The sequence below is a fragment of the Cobetia sp. Ld8 genome (assembly GCF_045066615.1).
In the GTDB taxonomy this organism is placed as follows: domain Bacteria; phylum Pseudomonadota; class Gammaproteobacteria; order Pseudomonadales; family Halomonadaceae; genus Cobetia; species Cobetia amphilecti.
Genome location: NZ_JBISHF010000007.1, coordinates 681,233 through 697,283, shown reverse-complemented (window position 1 = coordinate 697,283; position 16,051 = coordinate 681,233). Strand labels below are relative to the sequence as shown.

General features: G+C 62.2%; 14 protein-coding genes. 6 read left to right on the top strand and 8 right to left on the bottom strand.

The window, feature by feature from the left end; genetic code table 11:
• Positions 1-51: 51 nt before the first annotated feature.
• The 8 genes from motB to fliD all read right to left on the bottom strand — a co-directional run bounded on the left by motB (position 52) and on the right by fliD (position 8,690).
• The gene (motB, locus tag ACJJV2_RS07790; protein ID WP_405279699.1) at positions 52-1,026 is read right to left on the bottom strand and encodes a flagellar motor protein MotB; all 975 of its coding nucleotides are present in this window, start codon (positions 1,024-1,026) and stop codon (positions 52-54) included.
• A gap of 161 nt (positions 1,027-1,187) precedes the next feature.
• On the bottom strand, positions 1,188-2,057 hold the full coding sequence (gene motA, locus ACJJV2_RS07785; protein ID WP_176677172.1) for a flagellar motor stator protein MotA: 870 nt from the start codon (positions 2,055-2,057) through the stop codon (positions 1,188-1,190).
• A 299-nt stretch (positions 2,058-2,356) separates the two neighbouring features.
• On the bottom strand, positions 2,357-2,923 hold the full coding sequence (flhC, locus tag ACJJV2_RS07780) for a flagellar transcriptional regulator FlhC (protein WP_405279695.1): 567 nt from the start codon (positions 2,921-2,923) through the stop codon (positions 2,357-2,359).
• On the bottom strand, positions 2,923-3,252 hold the full coding sequence (gene flhD / locus ACJJV2_RS07775) for a flagellar transcriptional regulator FlhD (protein ID WP_159055718.1): 330 nt from the start codon (positions 3,250-3,252) through the stop codon (positions 2,923-2,925). Before flhD ends, flhC begins: the two co-directional genes overlap by 1 nt.
• A gap of 927 nt (positions 3,253-4,179) precedes the next feature.
• Positions 4,180-6,105 carry a hypothetical protein gene (locus tag ACJJV2_RS07770; RefSeq protein WP_405279691.1) on the bottom strand — a complete coding sequence of 642 codons (1,926 nt, stop codon included), beginning with the start codon at positions 6,103-6,105 and terminating at the stop codon, positions 4,180-4,182.
• 177 nt (positions 6,106-6,282) lie between these two features.
• Positions 6,283-6,648, bottom strand: a complete 366-nt coding sequence (locus ACJJV2_RS07765) for a flagellar protein FliT (protein WP_405279688.1) — start codon at positions 6,646-6,648, stop codon at positions 6,283-6,285.
• Positions 6,649-6,650: 2 nt separating this feature from the next.
• On the bottom strand, positions 6,651-7,052 hold the full coding sequence (gene fliS, locus ACJJV2_RS07760; protein ID WP_286989484.1) for a flagellar export chaperone FliS: 402 nt from the start codon (positions 7,050-7,052) through the stop codon (positions 6,651-6,653).
• 180 nt (positions 7,053-7,232) lie between these two features.
• Positions 7,233-8,690: a flagellar filament capping protein FliD gene (fliD, locus tag ACJJV2_RS07755; RefSeq protein WP_405279684.1), complete on the bottom strand. Its 1,458-nt coding sequence runs from the start codon at positions 8,688-8,690 to the stop codon at positions 7,233-7,235.
• Between the two features lie 358 nt (positions 8,691-9,048).
• Between fliD and rbsD the strand changes: the two genes are divergently transcribed.
• The 6 genes from rbsD to ACJJV2_RS07725 all read left to right on the top strand — a co-directional run bounded on the left by rbsD (position 9,049) and on the right by ACJJV2_RS07725 (position 15,809).
• Entirely contained in the window at positions 9,049-9,528 is a 480-nt protein-coding gene (gene rbsD, locus ACJJV2_RS07750; RefSeq protein ID WP_341773663.1) for a D-ribose pyranase, read from the top strand.
• Positions 9,528-11,159, top strand: coding sequence for a sugar ABC transporter ATP-binding protein (locus ACJJV2_RS07745; protein ID WP_405279680.1), 1,632 nt, complete (start codon positions 9,528-9,530; stop codon positions 11,157-11,159). The genes rbsD and ACJJV2_RS07745 overlap by 1 nt, the downstream gene beginning before the upstream one ends.
• Complete coding sequence (rbsC, locus tag ACJJV2_RS07740; RefSeq protein WP_107334720.1) at positions 11,159-12,136, top strand: ribose ABC transporter permease; 978 nt, start codon at positions 11,159-11,161, stop codon at positions 12,134-12,136. The genes ACJJV2_RS07745 and rbsC overlap by 1 nt, the downstream gene beginning before the upstream one ends.
• A 145-nt stretch (positions 12,137-12,281) precedes the next feature.
• Positions 12,282-13,175 carry a ribose ABC transporter substrate-binding protein RbsB gene (rbsB, locus tag ACJJV2_RS07735; RefSeq protein WP_405279677.1) on the top strand — a complete coding sequence of 298 codons (894 nt, stop codon included), beginning with the start codon at positions 12,282-12,284 and terminating at the stop codon, positions 13,173-13,175.
• A gap of 93 nt (positions 13,176-13,268) precedes the next feature.
• Complete coding sequence (locus ACJJV2_RS07730; RefSeq protein WP_405279675.1) at positions 13,269-14,369, top strand: LacI family DNA-binding transcriptional regulator; 1,101 nt, start codon at positions 13,269-13,271, stop codon at positions 14,367-14,369.
• Between the two features lie 147 nt (positions 14,370-14,516).
• On the top strand, positions 14,517-15,809 hold the full coding sequence (locus ACJJV2_RS07725) for an MFS transporter (RefSeq protein ID WP_405279673.1): 1,293 nt from the start codon (positions 14,517-14,519) through the stop codon (positions 15,807-15,809).
• Positions 15,810-16,051 lie beyond the last annotated feature (242 nt).

The following is a 16,051-nucleotide window of genomic DNA, read 5'->3' as shown; positions in this document are numbered from 1 at the left end:
ACACGGGAAGCGGCGCCGCTTAAGTTCTGACATGAGGCGCCTTGAGCGCACTCAGCTGTCCAGCCCGGAGGCGACGGGGCCGTCGGTGACAGGACTGCCAGCGACGGGATTCGTCACGCGCACCGGGCTTGCCAGCTGCTCGAGACGCTCGCGCAGGCTGTTGATGTCCTCGGCGGGCTGGGGATTGACGCCGTTGCTGTCGGTGATATCGCGATAGGCCGACTGGCTGAGCACCATCAGGCTGATGCGACGATTGATGGCGGCCTCGGGGTTCTGGCTGTCGAGGCTGATGCGCGAGCCCATGCCGACCACACGCACGATGCGCTCATAGGGCAGCCCACTGTTGCCCAGCACGCGGCGCGCGGCATTGGCGCGATCGGTGGAGAGCTCCCAGTTGCCGTAGCCGCCTTCACCGACGAAGGGACGATTGTCGGTATGCCCGGTGATGCTCAGATGATTGGGCAGCCGCTTGAGAATCGGCGCCAGCAAGCCAAGCAGCTGCGAGAGCTGTGGCGAGGGTTGCTTGCTGCCCAGCGCGAACATCGGGTGCTGATCGCTATCGGTGATCTGGATGCGCAAGCCTTCGGAGGTCAGCTCGATCTGCAGCTGCTCACGCAGTTCGGCCAGGTCCGCATCATCGGCCATGCGCTGCGTCATGGTGGTATCGATCTCGTCGCGAATGGCGGCCATGCGGGAATCATCGGCCAGCGCCTGGCGCTGCAGGGGTTGCAGATCAGCGCCCTTCTCGCCCTGGGTCTGCTCGGCCATGAAGCCGCCACCGGGTATGGCGCTGCTGGAGGCCGAATTGCGATCGCCCCCCAGCAGCGAGACTTCCAGCGGCGCACCGAAGTAATCGGAGATTTCCCGCAGGTCGTCGTCCGAGGCATTCGAGATCACCCACATCACCAGAAAGAAGGCCATCATCGCGGTCATGAAGTCGGCGTAGGCGATCTTCCAGCCACCGCCATGATGTCCTTTGACGATACGCGGCCGCTTGATGACGATGGGTCTGCGCTCTTCACTCATCGAGACCTCCGAGCTTCAGTCCAGAGACACCCACTGCCTCGACCACGACAGCCAGCGATACCTCTGTCACTGACACGCAGGTGACGGGCGCGCTTGCGAATGACGCACTTGCGACTGACGCACTTGCGAGAGACGCACTTGCAACTGACAGCAACGCCATATCAGCCCGCACCCTTGTTCTTGATCTCGCGCACATGCTCTTCCAGCTCGTTGAAGCTGGGACGCTCGGCGGTGAACAACGCCTTGCGGCCGAATTCCACCGCGACCTGCGGAGCGTAGCCATTGAGCGAGGCCATCAGGATGACGCGAATGCACTGCATCATCTTCACGGCTTCATGTACCTCGTGCTGGATCTTGTTGGCGACCGGCGTGACGAAGCCATAGGCCAGCAGGATGCCGAGGAAGGTGCCGACCATGGCATTGGCGATCAACACGCCCAGCTGGGCGGCGCCCTGGTCCGCCGAGGCCAGCGCATGCACCACCCCCATCACGGCGGCGACGATCCCGAAGGCCGGCAGGCCATCAGCCACCGCCGAGAGGGAATGTACCGGAATCTCGGTCTCGTGCTTGAAGGTCTCGATCTCGTGCTCCATCAGCGACTCGAGCTCGAAGGGGTCCATGTTGCCGCTGACCATCAGGCGCAGGTAATCGGTGATGAAATTCATCAGAATGGGGTCGGAGAGCAGGCGTGGATACTCGGCGAACAAGGCGCTTTCCTGCGGATTGTCGATGTCCTGCTCGATCGCCAGCATGCCCTGCTGACGGGCACGCGACAGCAGCAGATACAGCAGCCCGATGACTTCCATATACAGGGACTTGTTGTAGCCACGCGTGCGCTTCAACTTCGAGAATGCCTTGCCGGTGGCCTTGATGGCCTTGCCGTTGTTGCCGGCCAGAAAGGCGCCGACGGCAGAGCCACAGATGATGAGCAATTCCGCGGGCTGCATCAGCACCGCCAGGTGCCCGCCCACCATCAGATACCCGCCCAGGGTGGACCCGATGACCACTAGATAGCCTATGAACAACAACACAATAACCCCCTTGGCATTCGGTCAACGTCGCATGAATCTGACTATCGGCGTCGCTGAGCATGTCTTTAGGGTCACGGCGGAATATTCGTTGAGGCAGTCGTTGCCGAAAGAGCCATGGTCGAAAGCACCATGGTCGAAACAGTCATGCTCGAACAGTCGGTATTGAGCCAGGCGTCAGAGCAATGGCGCACAACGCAAGAAGGCCTGCCCGGGGATGGGCAAGCCTTCTGGTCTTTGCACGCTCGTCTTGCTCGTTCGCCTGGCGCCATCCTGGCGCCTTCACTGACACGAGACAGCTATCAGCCGAGGCTGGCGACGGCTGCCGACTGCTCCAGTGCCAGTTCTTCACGGGCCTTGCGACGGGCGGCCGTCTTGCCGGCACGCGATGGCGGCTGACAGATGCCACACACGTAATCGTGTGATGGCGTGTGGGCGTGCACCACGAAATGACCACTGCAGGTCTTGCAGCTGGCCACTTCCAGCAGATCACTTTCGAAAAAGCGCACCAGCGTCCAGGCGCGCGTGAGCGCCAGCACCGGCTCGTCTTCGCCGACATGCTCGAGGTAGAAGCGATATGCCTTGACGAAGGCGTTCATGCGCGACGCGCCCTGCGCCTTGAGCCGGCGGTAGAAGCCGTGGAACAGCGACGCATGCAGATTGGGCTGCCAGGTCATGAACCAGTCGGTGGAAAACGGCAGCATGCCCTTGGGCGGCGAGACACCCCGAACTTCCTTGTACAGCTTGACCAGACGCGCGCGGCTGATCTCCGTTTCCGTCTCGAGCACCTGCAGGCGGGCCCCCAGTTCGATCAACTCTACTGCCAACTGCAGCTGTTGCAGTTCATCGACGAGACTTTTCTGGATCATCAGCTGACTCCCCCCTGGCGAAGTCCAGCATCGTTCTGGCGCGCATTCAGCAGCATGGCAGTGTGCATCGCGCTGAAATCCTGGTCGCGTCCACCCTGCAAGACTCCCTTGAGCTGCGAGGCATCATCCAACGCCAGCTCGCACAGCAGTTGATTGCAGGACGACAACGACACCAGCTGACTGACACTCATGCCAGACAATAGATCCGCCATCTCTTGATCGAGACCCAGGCGTACCAGCGCCATTTCCGTATCTTCGACCAACAAGCGCTGCACAAGCAGAAGATACGACAGATTGACACTCTGTATATCATTGAGCAGTGAGGACATCATGATTCCCTGAGTGGTCTGATCGTCCCGAGCTACCGCCAACCCTGGCGCTCGACCGTCATTCCTTATGGTTTTGATGTGATGAAACGAAATACTCAATGGCGCCGGACCAATGGCGCCATGCGGGCTAGCGGCTTCATGACCAAATGAGCCACCCACTTTAAGATGGCGATTCTAATACTTAATCACGTAATGGACCAGACTCTTCATCAACATTTTTTTACATACCACTACGCTATATGCACAAAAGCTGCATCAAGCCGCCGAAATGGCAGCAAGGTGTGTCAGAAAAGCCCTCAATCTTGTCTTCAAGACGACTTGCATAATCACGATGCACCAGATTTGTCATACAAAGCAATAGCAAGCGGATGGTGCGCACAGTGTGTTGCATTTTCGTGAAAGCAGGCCTGACCCTTTCCCGACACCCGGGGCATGCCTTGTACAATATCGAGCAATTGCTCCGAACGGGGCGCCAACAGGCAGCAAGTTACCCCTGCGTAAAGGCGAGGGATAATGCAATGTCAGCACTTGACCAAGGCGGGCTATCTGCTATTTCAACGCTGCGAGAGGACCCGCCAGCGGCTCGCCCAAATGGGCTTCTCTCGCCGCTTCAACACAATAAAACACTGCATATGAGGGTTCTGGCACAAACAACATGCAGGATCGAGCTGCATTTTCATGGCGACCCTCGGCGGAGTTTCAATACCGTATCCACGCAAGCAGTTCGCCTGAGTGACGCTTTATTTAAATATTATAAATAAATTATATTTCTCGATATCCTGGCCTGTGGCGTGACGCCTGAAGTGTCATTTCACACCTCCACAGTCGCCATGCAGTGGCATGCCATAAAAACATTCGCCAGGACTCAATGAGCAAGAATCGTACAAGGATGAAACATCATCCTGCAGGGCGGGACATTCGAGGATTTTACTCGGAAGGCGCCTTCTGTGAGCGATGCCTCTCGGTCCATAGCTCGGCGATTTTGACGACGACCTGCATCAAGGCTGTGGGCAATTCCTTGCGTGCCGGCAGGCCGGTGGCCAGCATTTCGACCAGCTCGGGCATTTCATGCACGCTCAGACCCAGCGAATTGGCCCGCTGCTGGATGCGCTGCCCCAGCCTCTCACCCTGGGTATGCATGAAATCCGTCGCTTGCTCTGCCGTGGCCCGGGGGGCATCAACAGATGTGCCATCAGAAGACGCGGGCGCCTCATGATCAGGTACTGCATCGACGGGGCGTACGTGCACCCTGGGCGCCATCCCGGCCAGACCTTGCGCGAGCGCATGCTGCAGCTCGCGCAAGGCCGCATCACGCTCGCCTGCGTTGCTGGAGGGTTGCGTCAATTGCTCGATCTCGACCACCAATGCCACAGGCGCAGCGAGCTGATACCAGGTCAGCTTCACTGCAAGCGTTGCCCGCGCGGCAGTATCACCGCTCTCACTACTCTTGCTCTTATCACCACCCTCACTTCCCGCACTTTCCACACTACCGGGCGCTGGCGCCTGCCCTTCGCCCTGCTCCGCATTGTCCTTCGCGGCAAGATCCTCCGACTCGGAAGTCACCTGTGGCTTGCGATCGCTGCCCTCCTCGCCATCGCTGTCGCCTGCCACCAAGGTCAGCGACATCTTCCACTGCTGAGCCTCGCCGTGATCACTGCGGCGACTGTCAGGTGTGGCGTCATGCGCAGCCACGGGCGTCACGGCCAATGGCGCTGTACGTCGCTCCTCCTCATCCCGCGAGCGATGCCGATAAGGCGGCCCCGGGAAATACAGGCTGAAGAAGACATGCAGGCCGGGCATCAACAAGCCCTGCCAATTGAAGGGCTGACCCAGAATCAACAACAGCTGTTGCTGTACCAGCCCGCTGGCAAGGGCGTCTGAGCCAATCGCCTGGCGAGACACATCAGAGGCAGCAGGTTGAGCGACGCCCAATTGCATGTTGGCGCGATAGGCACCCAGCGCACTGGCTTCATGAGCACTGGCGCCTTGTCTAGCTGCGTCAATACCACCCGGCGGCAAGAGCATGTCACTGCTCGGGCGAGCCATGCCCGGGCGCGACTCACGGCGCAGCTCTGTTCGCATGTCTCGCATGCGCCAGACAAAGGCGTCCTCGCGTGTCGCCTCCCAGGGGATGAAACGCGCCTCCGCCAGCACCGGCCATTGTCGCCAGGCCAACAGAGCCTCCAATCTGGCATTGGCGAGCTGCGGATGACCGGCGAGGTCGGCCAATCCCAGCCGATTCTCGACCCAGGCGAGCAGGTCCGCTTCGTAGAAGAGCCCGCTCTGGTGAATCTGCTGGCTCAAGGCCGCCGACAGACTGAGAAGCGATGCGCTGGACAACGCCATGGGCGCCAGAAGACCGGGCAAGGGCTGGCCGCGCGCCAGCAGAGACACAAATGACTGCCCTTCCGGCAGCGCCAACCCGACCCGCGCAGACGCTGAGCCACTGGCCACCAGCTGTGACAGGGCATCGAGCAAACGCGACATCGTCTGTGTCTGCGTCGTCAGTTCGACGGAAGCACCGGACGGTGGGAGGGAAGAGGAAGCTGACGCTAGGATACCAGTGGGAGAAGTGGAGGCTTGCGAGGCTGTCAGCAACGCTGCGCTGACATTCAATGACGGGGCCGCAGGCCTTGCGCCTGATCCTGTTCCAACTCCCGTGCCCGTCTGGAAGAGCGGATTGGCGCCATTCTGGCCGCCACTACCCTTGCCGTCTTCCGCCCCCAGCCCCTGACGCGATAGGAGAGCGGAGGTCGGGAAGACGACACCGGAGTCCGCCGGCGGCGGGCGTTGTGCCGTCCTCCCCAACACCTGATGAAGCAGACTATCGATCAAGGGATTGATGCCGCTCATGTCGTGCAATCCTCATTGCCCGGGGAGGCCGTCAGGGAGACATGCGCGAGGCCTTGAAGACTCGGTTCTCCCCGTGTCCGATCAAGCCTTGCTCTGCTGAGCCTGGCCGCCCTGATCGTAACTTGCCTGACCTTGGCCGTTCTGATCTTGGCTGTTCTGGCCTTGGCTACTGTGACCTCAGGTATTTTGACCGTAGCTGCCTTGGCCATAATTGCCCTGGCCATAGCTGCGTGCCAGCTTGCGGCGCGTACCCACATCCCCGAGCACTTCCTGCAACTGGCTCTGGCGCGCCTTGAGCTGGACGGTCAGCTCTGATTCCAGGGTGGTCAGCGTGCGCAGACGTTGTTCCAGCGCCCTGCGCGTCTCGGCGTTGCCACCTCGCGGCATGCGCAGCTGCTGCATCTTCTCGATATAGCAGGCCTGCCCGCCGAGTACCGCGGGCCAATCACCCAGGCGTGCTGAACGCAGCATGGCATTCATCTGCTCCAGCAGCTCATCGCATTGCTGGAAGGTGTCATCGGCGAGCAGTGCATTGCTGTCCATGGTCAGCCCATTCCCTTGTCGTGTACGGCAATCTGACGCCAGGCGTCTCCCAGCTCGTTGAGCAGGCGACGCGCCTCGTCGAGCTTTTCCGGGCTGTTGCCCAGGTTGGCCTGCATGATCAGGCGCGCGATGTAGTCATACATGCGATCAAGATTGGTCGCGACCTCATTGCCCTGCTCATGATCCAGGCAGGCACGCAGACCTTCGGTGACGATGCTGGTCGCCTTGGCCAGCGACTGTCCCTTGGCGGCCACGTCGCCGGCCTCCATCTGCAGGCGCGCCGCCGCCAGCGCGCGGTCTGCTCCCTCGAACAACATCACGATCAACTGGTGCGGGCTGGCGGAAAGCACACCGGATTCCACGCCGACACGGGCATAGGCATTGGCGCCACGATAGCGACTCATGGTGATTGGGTTCCCTTGTTCATGGCGTTTGTCAGTATCTCTGTCAGATATGGAGCCGTCGTCGGCATGCCGTCTCGACTGCGGGCATCGCCGGACGCATCGAATCACGCAAGCGGATTGCGGATGGCCTGGGCCTGGGTCAGTGACCAGTGACCAATGTCTCGGGGCATCAGCCACCGATCAGCCCGTCATGTCCCAGCTGTTTTCCAGCGTTTCCAGCTGACTGGTCAGGTAGTCACTGGTGGATGTCAGGTTGGCCACCAGGATGTCGAGTTCCGTGAACTGCTCCCGATAACGCTCGATGGTGGCCTCGATGGTGTCTTCGGTCTGCTCATACTGACTGGCGAGACTCTCCAGCGACCCCTCGATACCTTCCGTGGTGCTTTCCAGCGTACCGTCTTCTCCGACCACCTCTTCCAGCAGACTGGACATCTGGCTGGCGAAACCGCTGGTGCCCGCCTCATCATCGGAGATGAAGAACCCCGACATCGCCGCCAGCTGCTCACTGTCGGCAGCCTCGATCGCGGCACTGTCGAATTCGAGCTTGCCATCGTTGGTACGGCTCACTCCCAGCGAGGAGAGCGCATAGAAATCGCCCTCACTGGTGAAATTCAGCGCCGAGGTCAGGCGACTCTCGATGGTGCGCAGCGTCGAATCGCCCAGCAGTTCCCCCGCCGTCCCTTCATCGGCATTGAAGGCGGTGTAATTGTCGATGGTGTCCTGAAGATCGTTGTAGGCATTGACGAAGGTCTCCATCGCCTTGCTTACCGACTCGGCGTTCTCCTTGACGGTGACCACGCTCGCAGTCGTGTTGGTCTCGCTAAGCGTCAGGGTCAAGCCATCCACGGCATCATCGATGACATTGGAGGTGGCTTGCATGCTGATGCCGTTGACGCTGAACTCGGCATTGCGCGCCGCGACGACTTCCTCCATCCCACTGGCTGAAGGATCATTGCTTGTCGCGTCATAGCTCGCCGGGTCATGGCTGAGCAGGCTATCGAGCTCTGCCACCTCACCGCTGGTCGAGAGGCTCATCACCGCCTCGTTGCCCGTCTCGTCCGAGGTCATCACCAGGCGATACGGCGTGTCAGAGCCATCATTGACGATCGAGGCCGTGACCCCGAGGCCCGCCTCATTGATGGCATCACGAATGCCTTCCAGCGTGTTGTTGCTCTCGTCGATGACGATGCTGGCGCTGCGCTCGGCGTCCGCCGCATAGCTGCCATCACTGGCCAGCGTGCCCAATGACAGCGTCAGCGTGGTCGCAGTGCCATCACCGATGGCCTCATCACGACTCGCCTGGCCCGTCGTCGCCAGACTCTGCGCCTGCGCCAGCTGGGTGACGGCCACCGAATAACTGCCCGCACTCACTTCCGAGGTTGCCGTGGCACTGACGCCCGAGCCACTGGCGGTGGTCGTCATGCCAGCATAGGTCTCGGCATCGGCCAGCGCCGCGGCGGCGGTATCCAGGGATTCCAGACGACTTTGAATCGTGCCCCAGGCCGACAACTCGGCCCCGTAACTTGCCTGCTGGGTCTCGATCGGCGTGAGCTTCTGACGCTCTGCCGTCTCCAGATCCGTCAGCAGACTGTTGAGGTCGAGCCCAGAGCCAATCCCCAGCGATGAAATCGTCGCCATATGCACCTCTCGATAGGGTGAAGGTATTTTCACATGCCCGCTGAGTCGCCATCAGGCGAAAAAGCACGCATACCGGGCGTATTTGTCTGTCTGAGTGTGGTGGCTATCGGCACAGGGTTCGTGAACTTGAGGGCTTTCTTGTGCAGACGTTGTCTTGTGCAAGCATCTTCTGTTTTCGATCACCTTCTTGATCACCCTCTTCTTTCGATCACCTTCTTTTCGATCGCCTTCTGTTTTGATCACCTCCCGAGCACACCCCTCACTAGACCTCAGACTACAGAAAGGTAGTCACCCTACAGCGCCTACGACGTATCGCTTACCGCACCGCAAACGTTTGCGGTTCATAATTGGCGCCATTGTGAACCAGCGGATTCAGACACTGGATCGACTCATTCCTGCTTTACCCAAGGACTGCGACGTGAAACGACACGGCATCTTGAACGGACCTCTCAGTGGCCACCTCGCCCGTCTCGGCCATACCCACACCGTGGTGATCGCCGACGCCGGCCTGCCGATTCCCGAGGGCGTGCCCTGTGTCGATCTCGCGGTGGTTCCCGGCCTGCCCGCCATGCTGCCGGTGCTGGACGCCCTGCTGGCCGAGCTGTGCATCGAGGCCACGACCCTGGCCGAGGAGCTGCCGGTCAAGAGTCCCTCCTTCCATGACGCCATCGTCGAACGCCTGGACACGCTGGACCGCCTGTCCCTCGCACCGATCGCCCGCCAGCAGCTCAGTCATGAAGCCTTCAAGGCGGCGCTGCCCGAAGCGAGCGTCATCGTGCGCACGGGCGAGTGCACGCCGTACGCCAACGTGATCCTGCACTGTGGAGTGCCCTTCTGATGCAGAGCCATGCACAACCGCGGGTGCTGATGGCACTCAAGGGCATCGACAAGGGCTTCTCCGGGGTCAGCGTGCTCAAGGGTGTCGACCTGACGCTGCGCGCGGGGCGCGTGCATGCGCTGGCCGGTGAGAATGGCGCCGGCAAGTCGACGCTGATGAAGATTCTCTCCGGCGTCTATCGCTATGACGCCGGCACGCTGTGGCTGCGTGATGAGGAAGTGGTCTTCACCACCCCGCGTCAGGCGATGGACAGCCGCATCGCCATCATCCACCAGGAACTCAATCTGGTGCCGGGTCTGTCCGCCGGCGAGAACATCTTCCTCGGCCGTGAGCCACGCACCGCGCTGGGCACCGTCGACTGGAAGCGTCTGCACCGCGATGCCCGCCAGCTGCTCGACCGCCTGCGCCAATCGCTGGATTCCCGCACCGCCGTCAGCGAGCTGAGCATCGGTCAGCAGCAGATGGTCGAGATCGCGCGTGCGCTGTCGCTGGACGCCGAGATCATCATCATGGATGAGCCCACCGACGCGCTGACAGACATCGAGACCGAGATTCTCGCCGAGGTCGTCGCGGAGCTGCGCGCCGAAGGCCGCTCGCTGGTCCTGATCACCCACCGCCTGAACGAGATCTTCAGCATGTGCGATGAAGTCGCCGTGCTGCGCGATGGCCAGATGATCCACCAGGGGCCGACGGCGGAGCTGGATGAGGACGGCCTGATTCGCTTGATGGTCGGTCGTGAGCTGGCAGAGCGCTACCCTTACACGCCCGCCAGCCCTGATGGCGAAGTGATGCTTGAGGTGAAGGACCTCGAGGCGCCGGGCGTCAAGGGCATCAGCTTCTCGGCACGCCGCGGAGAAGTGCTCGGCTTTGGCGGCCTGATGGGCGCCGGGCGCACCGAACTGGCCCGCGCCCTGTGCGGCGATACCCGCATCAGCGCCGGCAGCGTGCAGCTGCATGGTCAGCCGGTGAGATTTTCCTCGCCGGCCGAGGCATTGGCCGCGGGTCTGGTCTATGTGCCGGAAGACCGCAAGCAGGCGGGCCTGATTCTCGCCCACTCGGTGGCCAGCAACATGTCGTTGAGCGCCCTGCCGAGCTTCTGTGGCGCGTTCGGGCGCATTCGCCATGGCGAGGAAGCCGCCGCCGTCGAAAGCTTCGTCAAGAGCATGCAGATCAAGGTCAGCAATACCGACCAGCCGGTCGATACGCTGTCTGGCGGCAACCAGCAGAAGGTGTCGCTGGCCAAGGCACTGATGCCGGCGCCGGAGCTGGTGATTCTCGATGAACCGACCCGTGGCGTGGATGTCGGCGCCAAGCGCGAGATCTACCTGCTGATCAACGAGCTCAAGCGCCAGGGCAAGTGCGTGCTGCTGATCTCCTCCGAAATGCCTGAACTGCTAGGCCTGGCCGATCGCATTCTGGTGGTCGCCGATGGGCGCATCTCCGGCGAATTCAGCCGTGAGAACGCGACCCAGGAAGCGATCATGACCGCGGCCTCGGGCCTCGAGAGCCCCCTCAGCAGTGGCAACGACGCCGCGAATGGCACGTCAACGTCCAGCGCTGCATCACGCGATACCGTCCGCCCGTCTTCTACCCCCGATTCCTCCGCTTCCCGCCACGAGATGCCGAACTGATGTCTACTCCTTCTTCCTCTGCCGCCAGCGGCCGCCGCCTCGACGTCATGCGCCTGCTGGTCGACAACAAGGCGCTGATCGCGCTGGCTCTGCTGATCGCCGTGAGTGCCGGCCTGTCCGACAACTTCCTGTCGTCTGACAACCTGCTCAACGTGCTTCGCCAGACCAGCATCAATGCCATCATCGCCATGGGCGTGACCTTCGTCATTCTCACCGCGGGTATCGATCTGTCCGTCGGCGCGGTACTGGCGCTGACCGGCGCCTTCGCGGCCTCGATGACCGCCGCCGGCCTCTCCCCCTGGCTGAGCGTGCCGGGCACCATCATCGCCGGTGCCGGCCTGGGTGCCATTTCCGGTCTGTTCGTCGCCTTCGGTCGCATCCAGGCCTTCATCGTCACGCTGGTGGCGATGACGGTGCTGCGCGGTGCCACGCTCGTCTACACCGATGGCCGTCCGGTTTCCATCGGCGTCAGCGAAGCCGCCGACAGCTTCTGGAATCTGGGCGGCGGTTACTGGCTCGGCGTGCCGATCCCGATCTACATGATGTTCTTCGTCTACGTGCTGTGCTGGGGCGTACTGCATCACACCCGCTTCGGGCGCCACGTCTATGCGGTCGGCGGTGGTGAGAAGGTCGCGCGCCTGTCCGGCATCAACGTCAATCGCATCAAGATCAGTGTCTATGCCATCGCGGGTGCCTTCGCGGCACTGGCGGGCGCCATCCTCGCCGCGCGTCTGGGCTCGGCACAGCCGAATGCCGGCACCGGTTACGAGCTGGACGCCATCGCGGCAGTCGTCATCGGCGGCACCAGCCTGATGGGTGGCCGTGGGCGCATCTTCGGCACCTTGATCGGGGCACTGGTGATCGGCGTGCTCAACAATGCGCTGAACATCATGGGCGTCTCCAGCTACTACCAGATGATCGCCAAGGGCGCCGTCATACTGCTTGCGGTACTGATCGACAGCCGCGCGCAGAAATAGAAGCGCAAGTAACGCAGAAATAGAAGAGCAAGTAAGTAACACACGACACGGTTTCATTCCCGGCAGCATCGAAGACCCTCGCCCCCGTGCGCCAACCACGGGGGCCCTCCAGCGGGTCGCCGACAACAACGAAAGGACCATCGCCATGAAAAAGATGCTCACCTCCACGCTGACAACCGCCATCACTGCCGCAGGCCTGAGCTTGATGCCGGTGCAATCCGCCATGGCCGACAAGATCGCGCTGGTGGTCTCGACGCTGAACAACCCGTTCTTCGTCAGCCTCCAGCAGGGTGCCAAGGACAAGGCCGAGGAACTGGGCCACGAGCTGATCGTGCTGGATTCCGGCGATGACGCCGCGCGGGAGCTGTCCAACGTCGAGGACGCCCTGTCCCGCGGTGTCGATCTGCTGCTGATCAACCCGACCGATTCCGATGCCGTAGTCTCCAGCGTGCGCACCGCCAATGGCCGAGATGTGCCGGTGGTGACACTGGATCGCAGCGCCAATGGCGGTCGCGTCGCGGCGCACGTCGCCTCCGACAACGTCGCCGGTGGCGAACTGGCGGGCAATTTCATCGCCGAAAAACTCGCAGGCAAGGGTGAGATCGTGCAGCTGGAAGGCGTCGCCGGCGCCTCGGCCACGCGTGATCGCGGTGAAGGCTTCATGAAGGCCATCGACGGCCAGTCAGGCCTCAGCCTGGTGGCCACTCAGCCGGCCAACTTCAACCGCACCCAGGGCCTGAACGTGATGGAGAACCTGCTGCAGGCGCATCCGGGCGTGAATGCCGTCTTTGCCCAGAACGATGAAATGGCGCTGGGCGCCCAGCGTGCGCTGCAGGCCGCCGGCAAGGACATCCTGCTGGTCGGCTTCGATGGCACCGATGAAGGCATCAAGGCCGTACAGGCCGGCAAGATGGACGCCACCGTCGCCCAGCAACCGGCGCTGATCGGCAGTCTCGGCGTCGATACCGCCGACAAGCTGCTCAAGGACGAGGACGTCGAGAAGACCATCTCCGTGCCGCTCAAGCTGATCACCGAATAAGCGCTCGCACGGCTCACGCCGCCTGCATCGCGGGACAGGACGCCGGCCACTGGCCGGCGTTTTTTCGTCTTTTTGCGTCTTTTCATCAATGGCGTGTCTTGCTCGCCTCGCAGGGGCAGTGACGCCCGCTCGACTTTCACCATCAGGCTCACCACCAGGGATAGAAAAGTGATTCGACTCAAGGATGTGGCGGCACACGCTGGAGTTTCGGTGACCACGGTGTCGCATGTCGTGAATGCCACCCGCCCGGTGGCCAGCGCGACCGAGGCGCGGGTACGCGAATCGATCGCCGCACTCGGCTATCGGCCCGACAGCGTCGCCCGCGCGCTGAAATCCAACCGCAGCCGCACCCTGGGGATGATCGTCACCAGTGCGCACAACCCCTTCTTCGCCGAGGTGATCCGCGGCGTCGAGGACCGCTGCTACCAGGCAGGCTACAGCCTGATCCTGTGCAACAGCGACGATATCGACGCCAAGCAGCTCAGCTATCTCGAGACGCTGCGGGATCGGCGCATCGATGGCCTGGTGGTGATGACCGCCGAGAACGGTGCCGGCTTTCTCGAGGCGCTCAGCGCCCTGCCACTGCCGACGGTGATGATGGACGCCGAGCCCCAGCCGGGCTGGGACATGACGGTGGTCAATGATGATTCACGCCTGGGGGGCAGGCTTGCCATCGAGCACCTGCTGGCGCAGGGGATCGAGCGCATCGCTCTGCTGACCGGGCCTCGTGATCATGCCCGTTCCCGCGAGCGCCTGAGCGGAGCACTGGACGCCCTGCACGCCGCCGGCCTGGGACTTGCCGAGGACTGGCAGATCGCGACCCAGTTGATGCTGGCCGACGGTCATCGCGCGGCCCACCTGCTGCTGGCCAATCCGGCCGACAGACCGGATGCCATCTTCGCCTTCAATGACCTGCTGGCGCTGGGCTGTCTGCGCGCCGCCCAGGACCTGGGCCTTGAGGTACCTCAGCAACTCTCGATCATCGGCTACGACGATATCGAGATCAGTGCCTACCTCTCACCCGCCCTGACCACCATCCGCCAGCCGATCTATGCGCTGGGTACCACGGCCGTCGATCAGCTGATCGCGCGTCTGGAAGGCACTCCCTTCCCGGGCCAGACCCAACTGGCCCCGAGGCTGGTGGAACGCGACAGTGTCGCGCGGCCAGGCCAGTGCCTTCTGGGCCACGTTTGAGCGCCTTCAGGCTAGATCACAGATCTATACCGGATGAGCATCAAACATATCAAACAACAACATTTCTCTTATAGGTGAACACTGCCTACTCTGCCCCTCGTGAATCACCGCTGCCACGCTTGGCAGCACGAACATGAGGACACCCAGGTGACAGGCACTTCTTCAAGCACTTCCCCTTCAAGCACTTCCCCATCGGACACTGCCCGATCAGATACTGTCCAGGCAGGCACTGATACGCCGACATCGACACCAGAGACCGACAGCACGCCCGCCATTGGCCGCGGGTTGTTGCTGCTGATGGCGATCGCGGTCGCCGCGACCGCCGCCAATCTGTACTACAACCAGCCGCTGCTGGCGGAGATGGCCCGCTCACTGGGCGTGAGCCAAGGCATGATCGGCCTGATTCCCTCCGCGACCCAATTCGGTTATGCCGCCGCCATCCTGCTGATCTCGCCGCTGGGCGACACCATGGACAGGCGCCAGCTGATCCGCAATCTGTCCATCACCCTGGCACTGGCCTCACTGGGCATCTTCCTCGCCCCCAGCTTCTGGCCGCTGTTGCTGGCAAGCTTCGTGGCCGGGCTGGGCGCCAACATCACCCAGCAGCTGATTCCGCTGACCGCCTCGCTGTCCACCCCCGAGGCTCGCGGCAAGAACATCGCCACCCTGATGATGGGACTGACCATCGGCATACTGCTGTCACGCACCCTGAGCGGCAGCATCGGCGGATACTGGGGCTGGCGCAGCGTCTTCCTGGTCGCGGCCATCATCACCGTCATCATCGGTGTGCTGCTGCATCGTCATCTGCCCAGCCGCGCGCCCGCCGTGCAGATGGCCTACCCCAGACTGATCGCCTCGATGGGCACGCTGTTCAAACAACATGCCCTGCTGCGCGAATCCGCGCTGACCGGCGCACTGTGGTTCGCGGCCTTCAATGCCATGTGGGCGACACTGGCCATTCACGTCACCGATGCGCCGTTTGACTACAGCGTCCAGCAGGCGGGGCTGTTCGGCATCATCGGGCTGGCGGGCATCTTCGGTGCCAAGGCGGCGGGCCGACTGGTCAATCGTGTCGGCGCGGGGCGCCTGATCAGCTTCGCCCTGGTGATGGTGCTGGCGTCCTTCGCGGTGCTCGCCGCGTGGGGTGACAGCCTGGCCGGGCTGATCGTCGGCATCATCCTGCTGGACCTGGGCGTCTTCGCGGCCCAGATTCCCAACCAGGTGCGCGTGTTCTCGATCGACCCCAAGGCCCAGAGCCGCATGAACGCCGTCTACATGCTGTGCTACTACCTCGGCGCGGCAGCCGGTTCCGCCATCGGCGTCAAGATGATGAGCGTGTATGGCTGGCAGGGCATGTCGCTGTTCGGGCTGGCACTGGCAGCGGTGGCACTGGTTCATCATGGTGTGAAGCAGCGCCGCTCGGCCTCTTCAACACAGTGAGATCAACACAGTGAGACGAGAGCGCAAGCGAAGCGCTGGGTGGGCAAGCGAGGTGCGAAAGAGAGAAAGCGCGAAAGTGATGAAAGCGAAGCGATGAACGGCTGAGAGCCTGATATGGCGCCTGGTCAGCACGTCGAGTCATGGGCATTCACACCCCATGCCACGGCAGCTGGCCAGGCGCCTGAAATGGTGGCGCAATTCAGGTAAACTCTGCGCGCCATTTCGGTGCGTCGCCGAGGTGG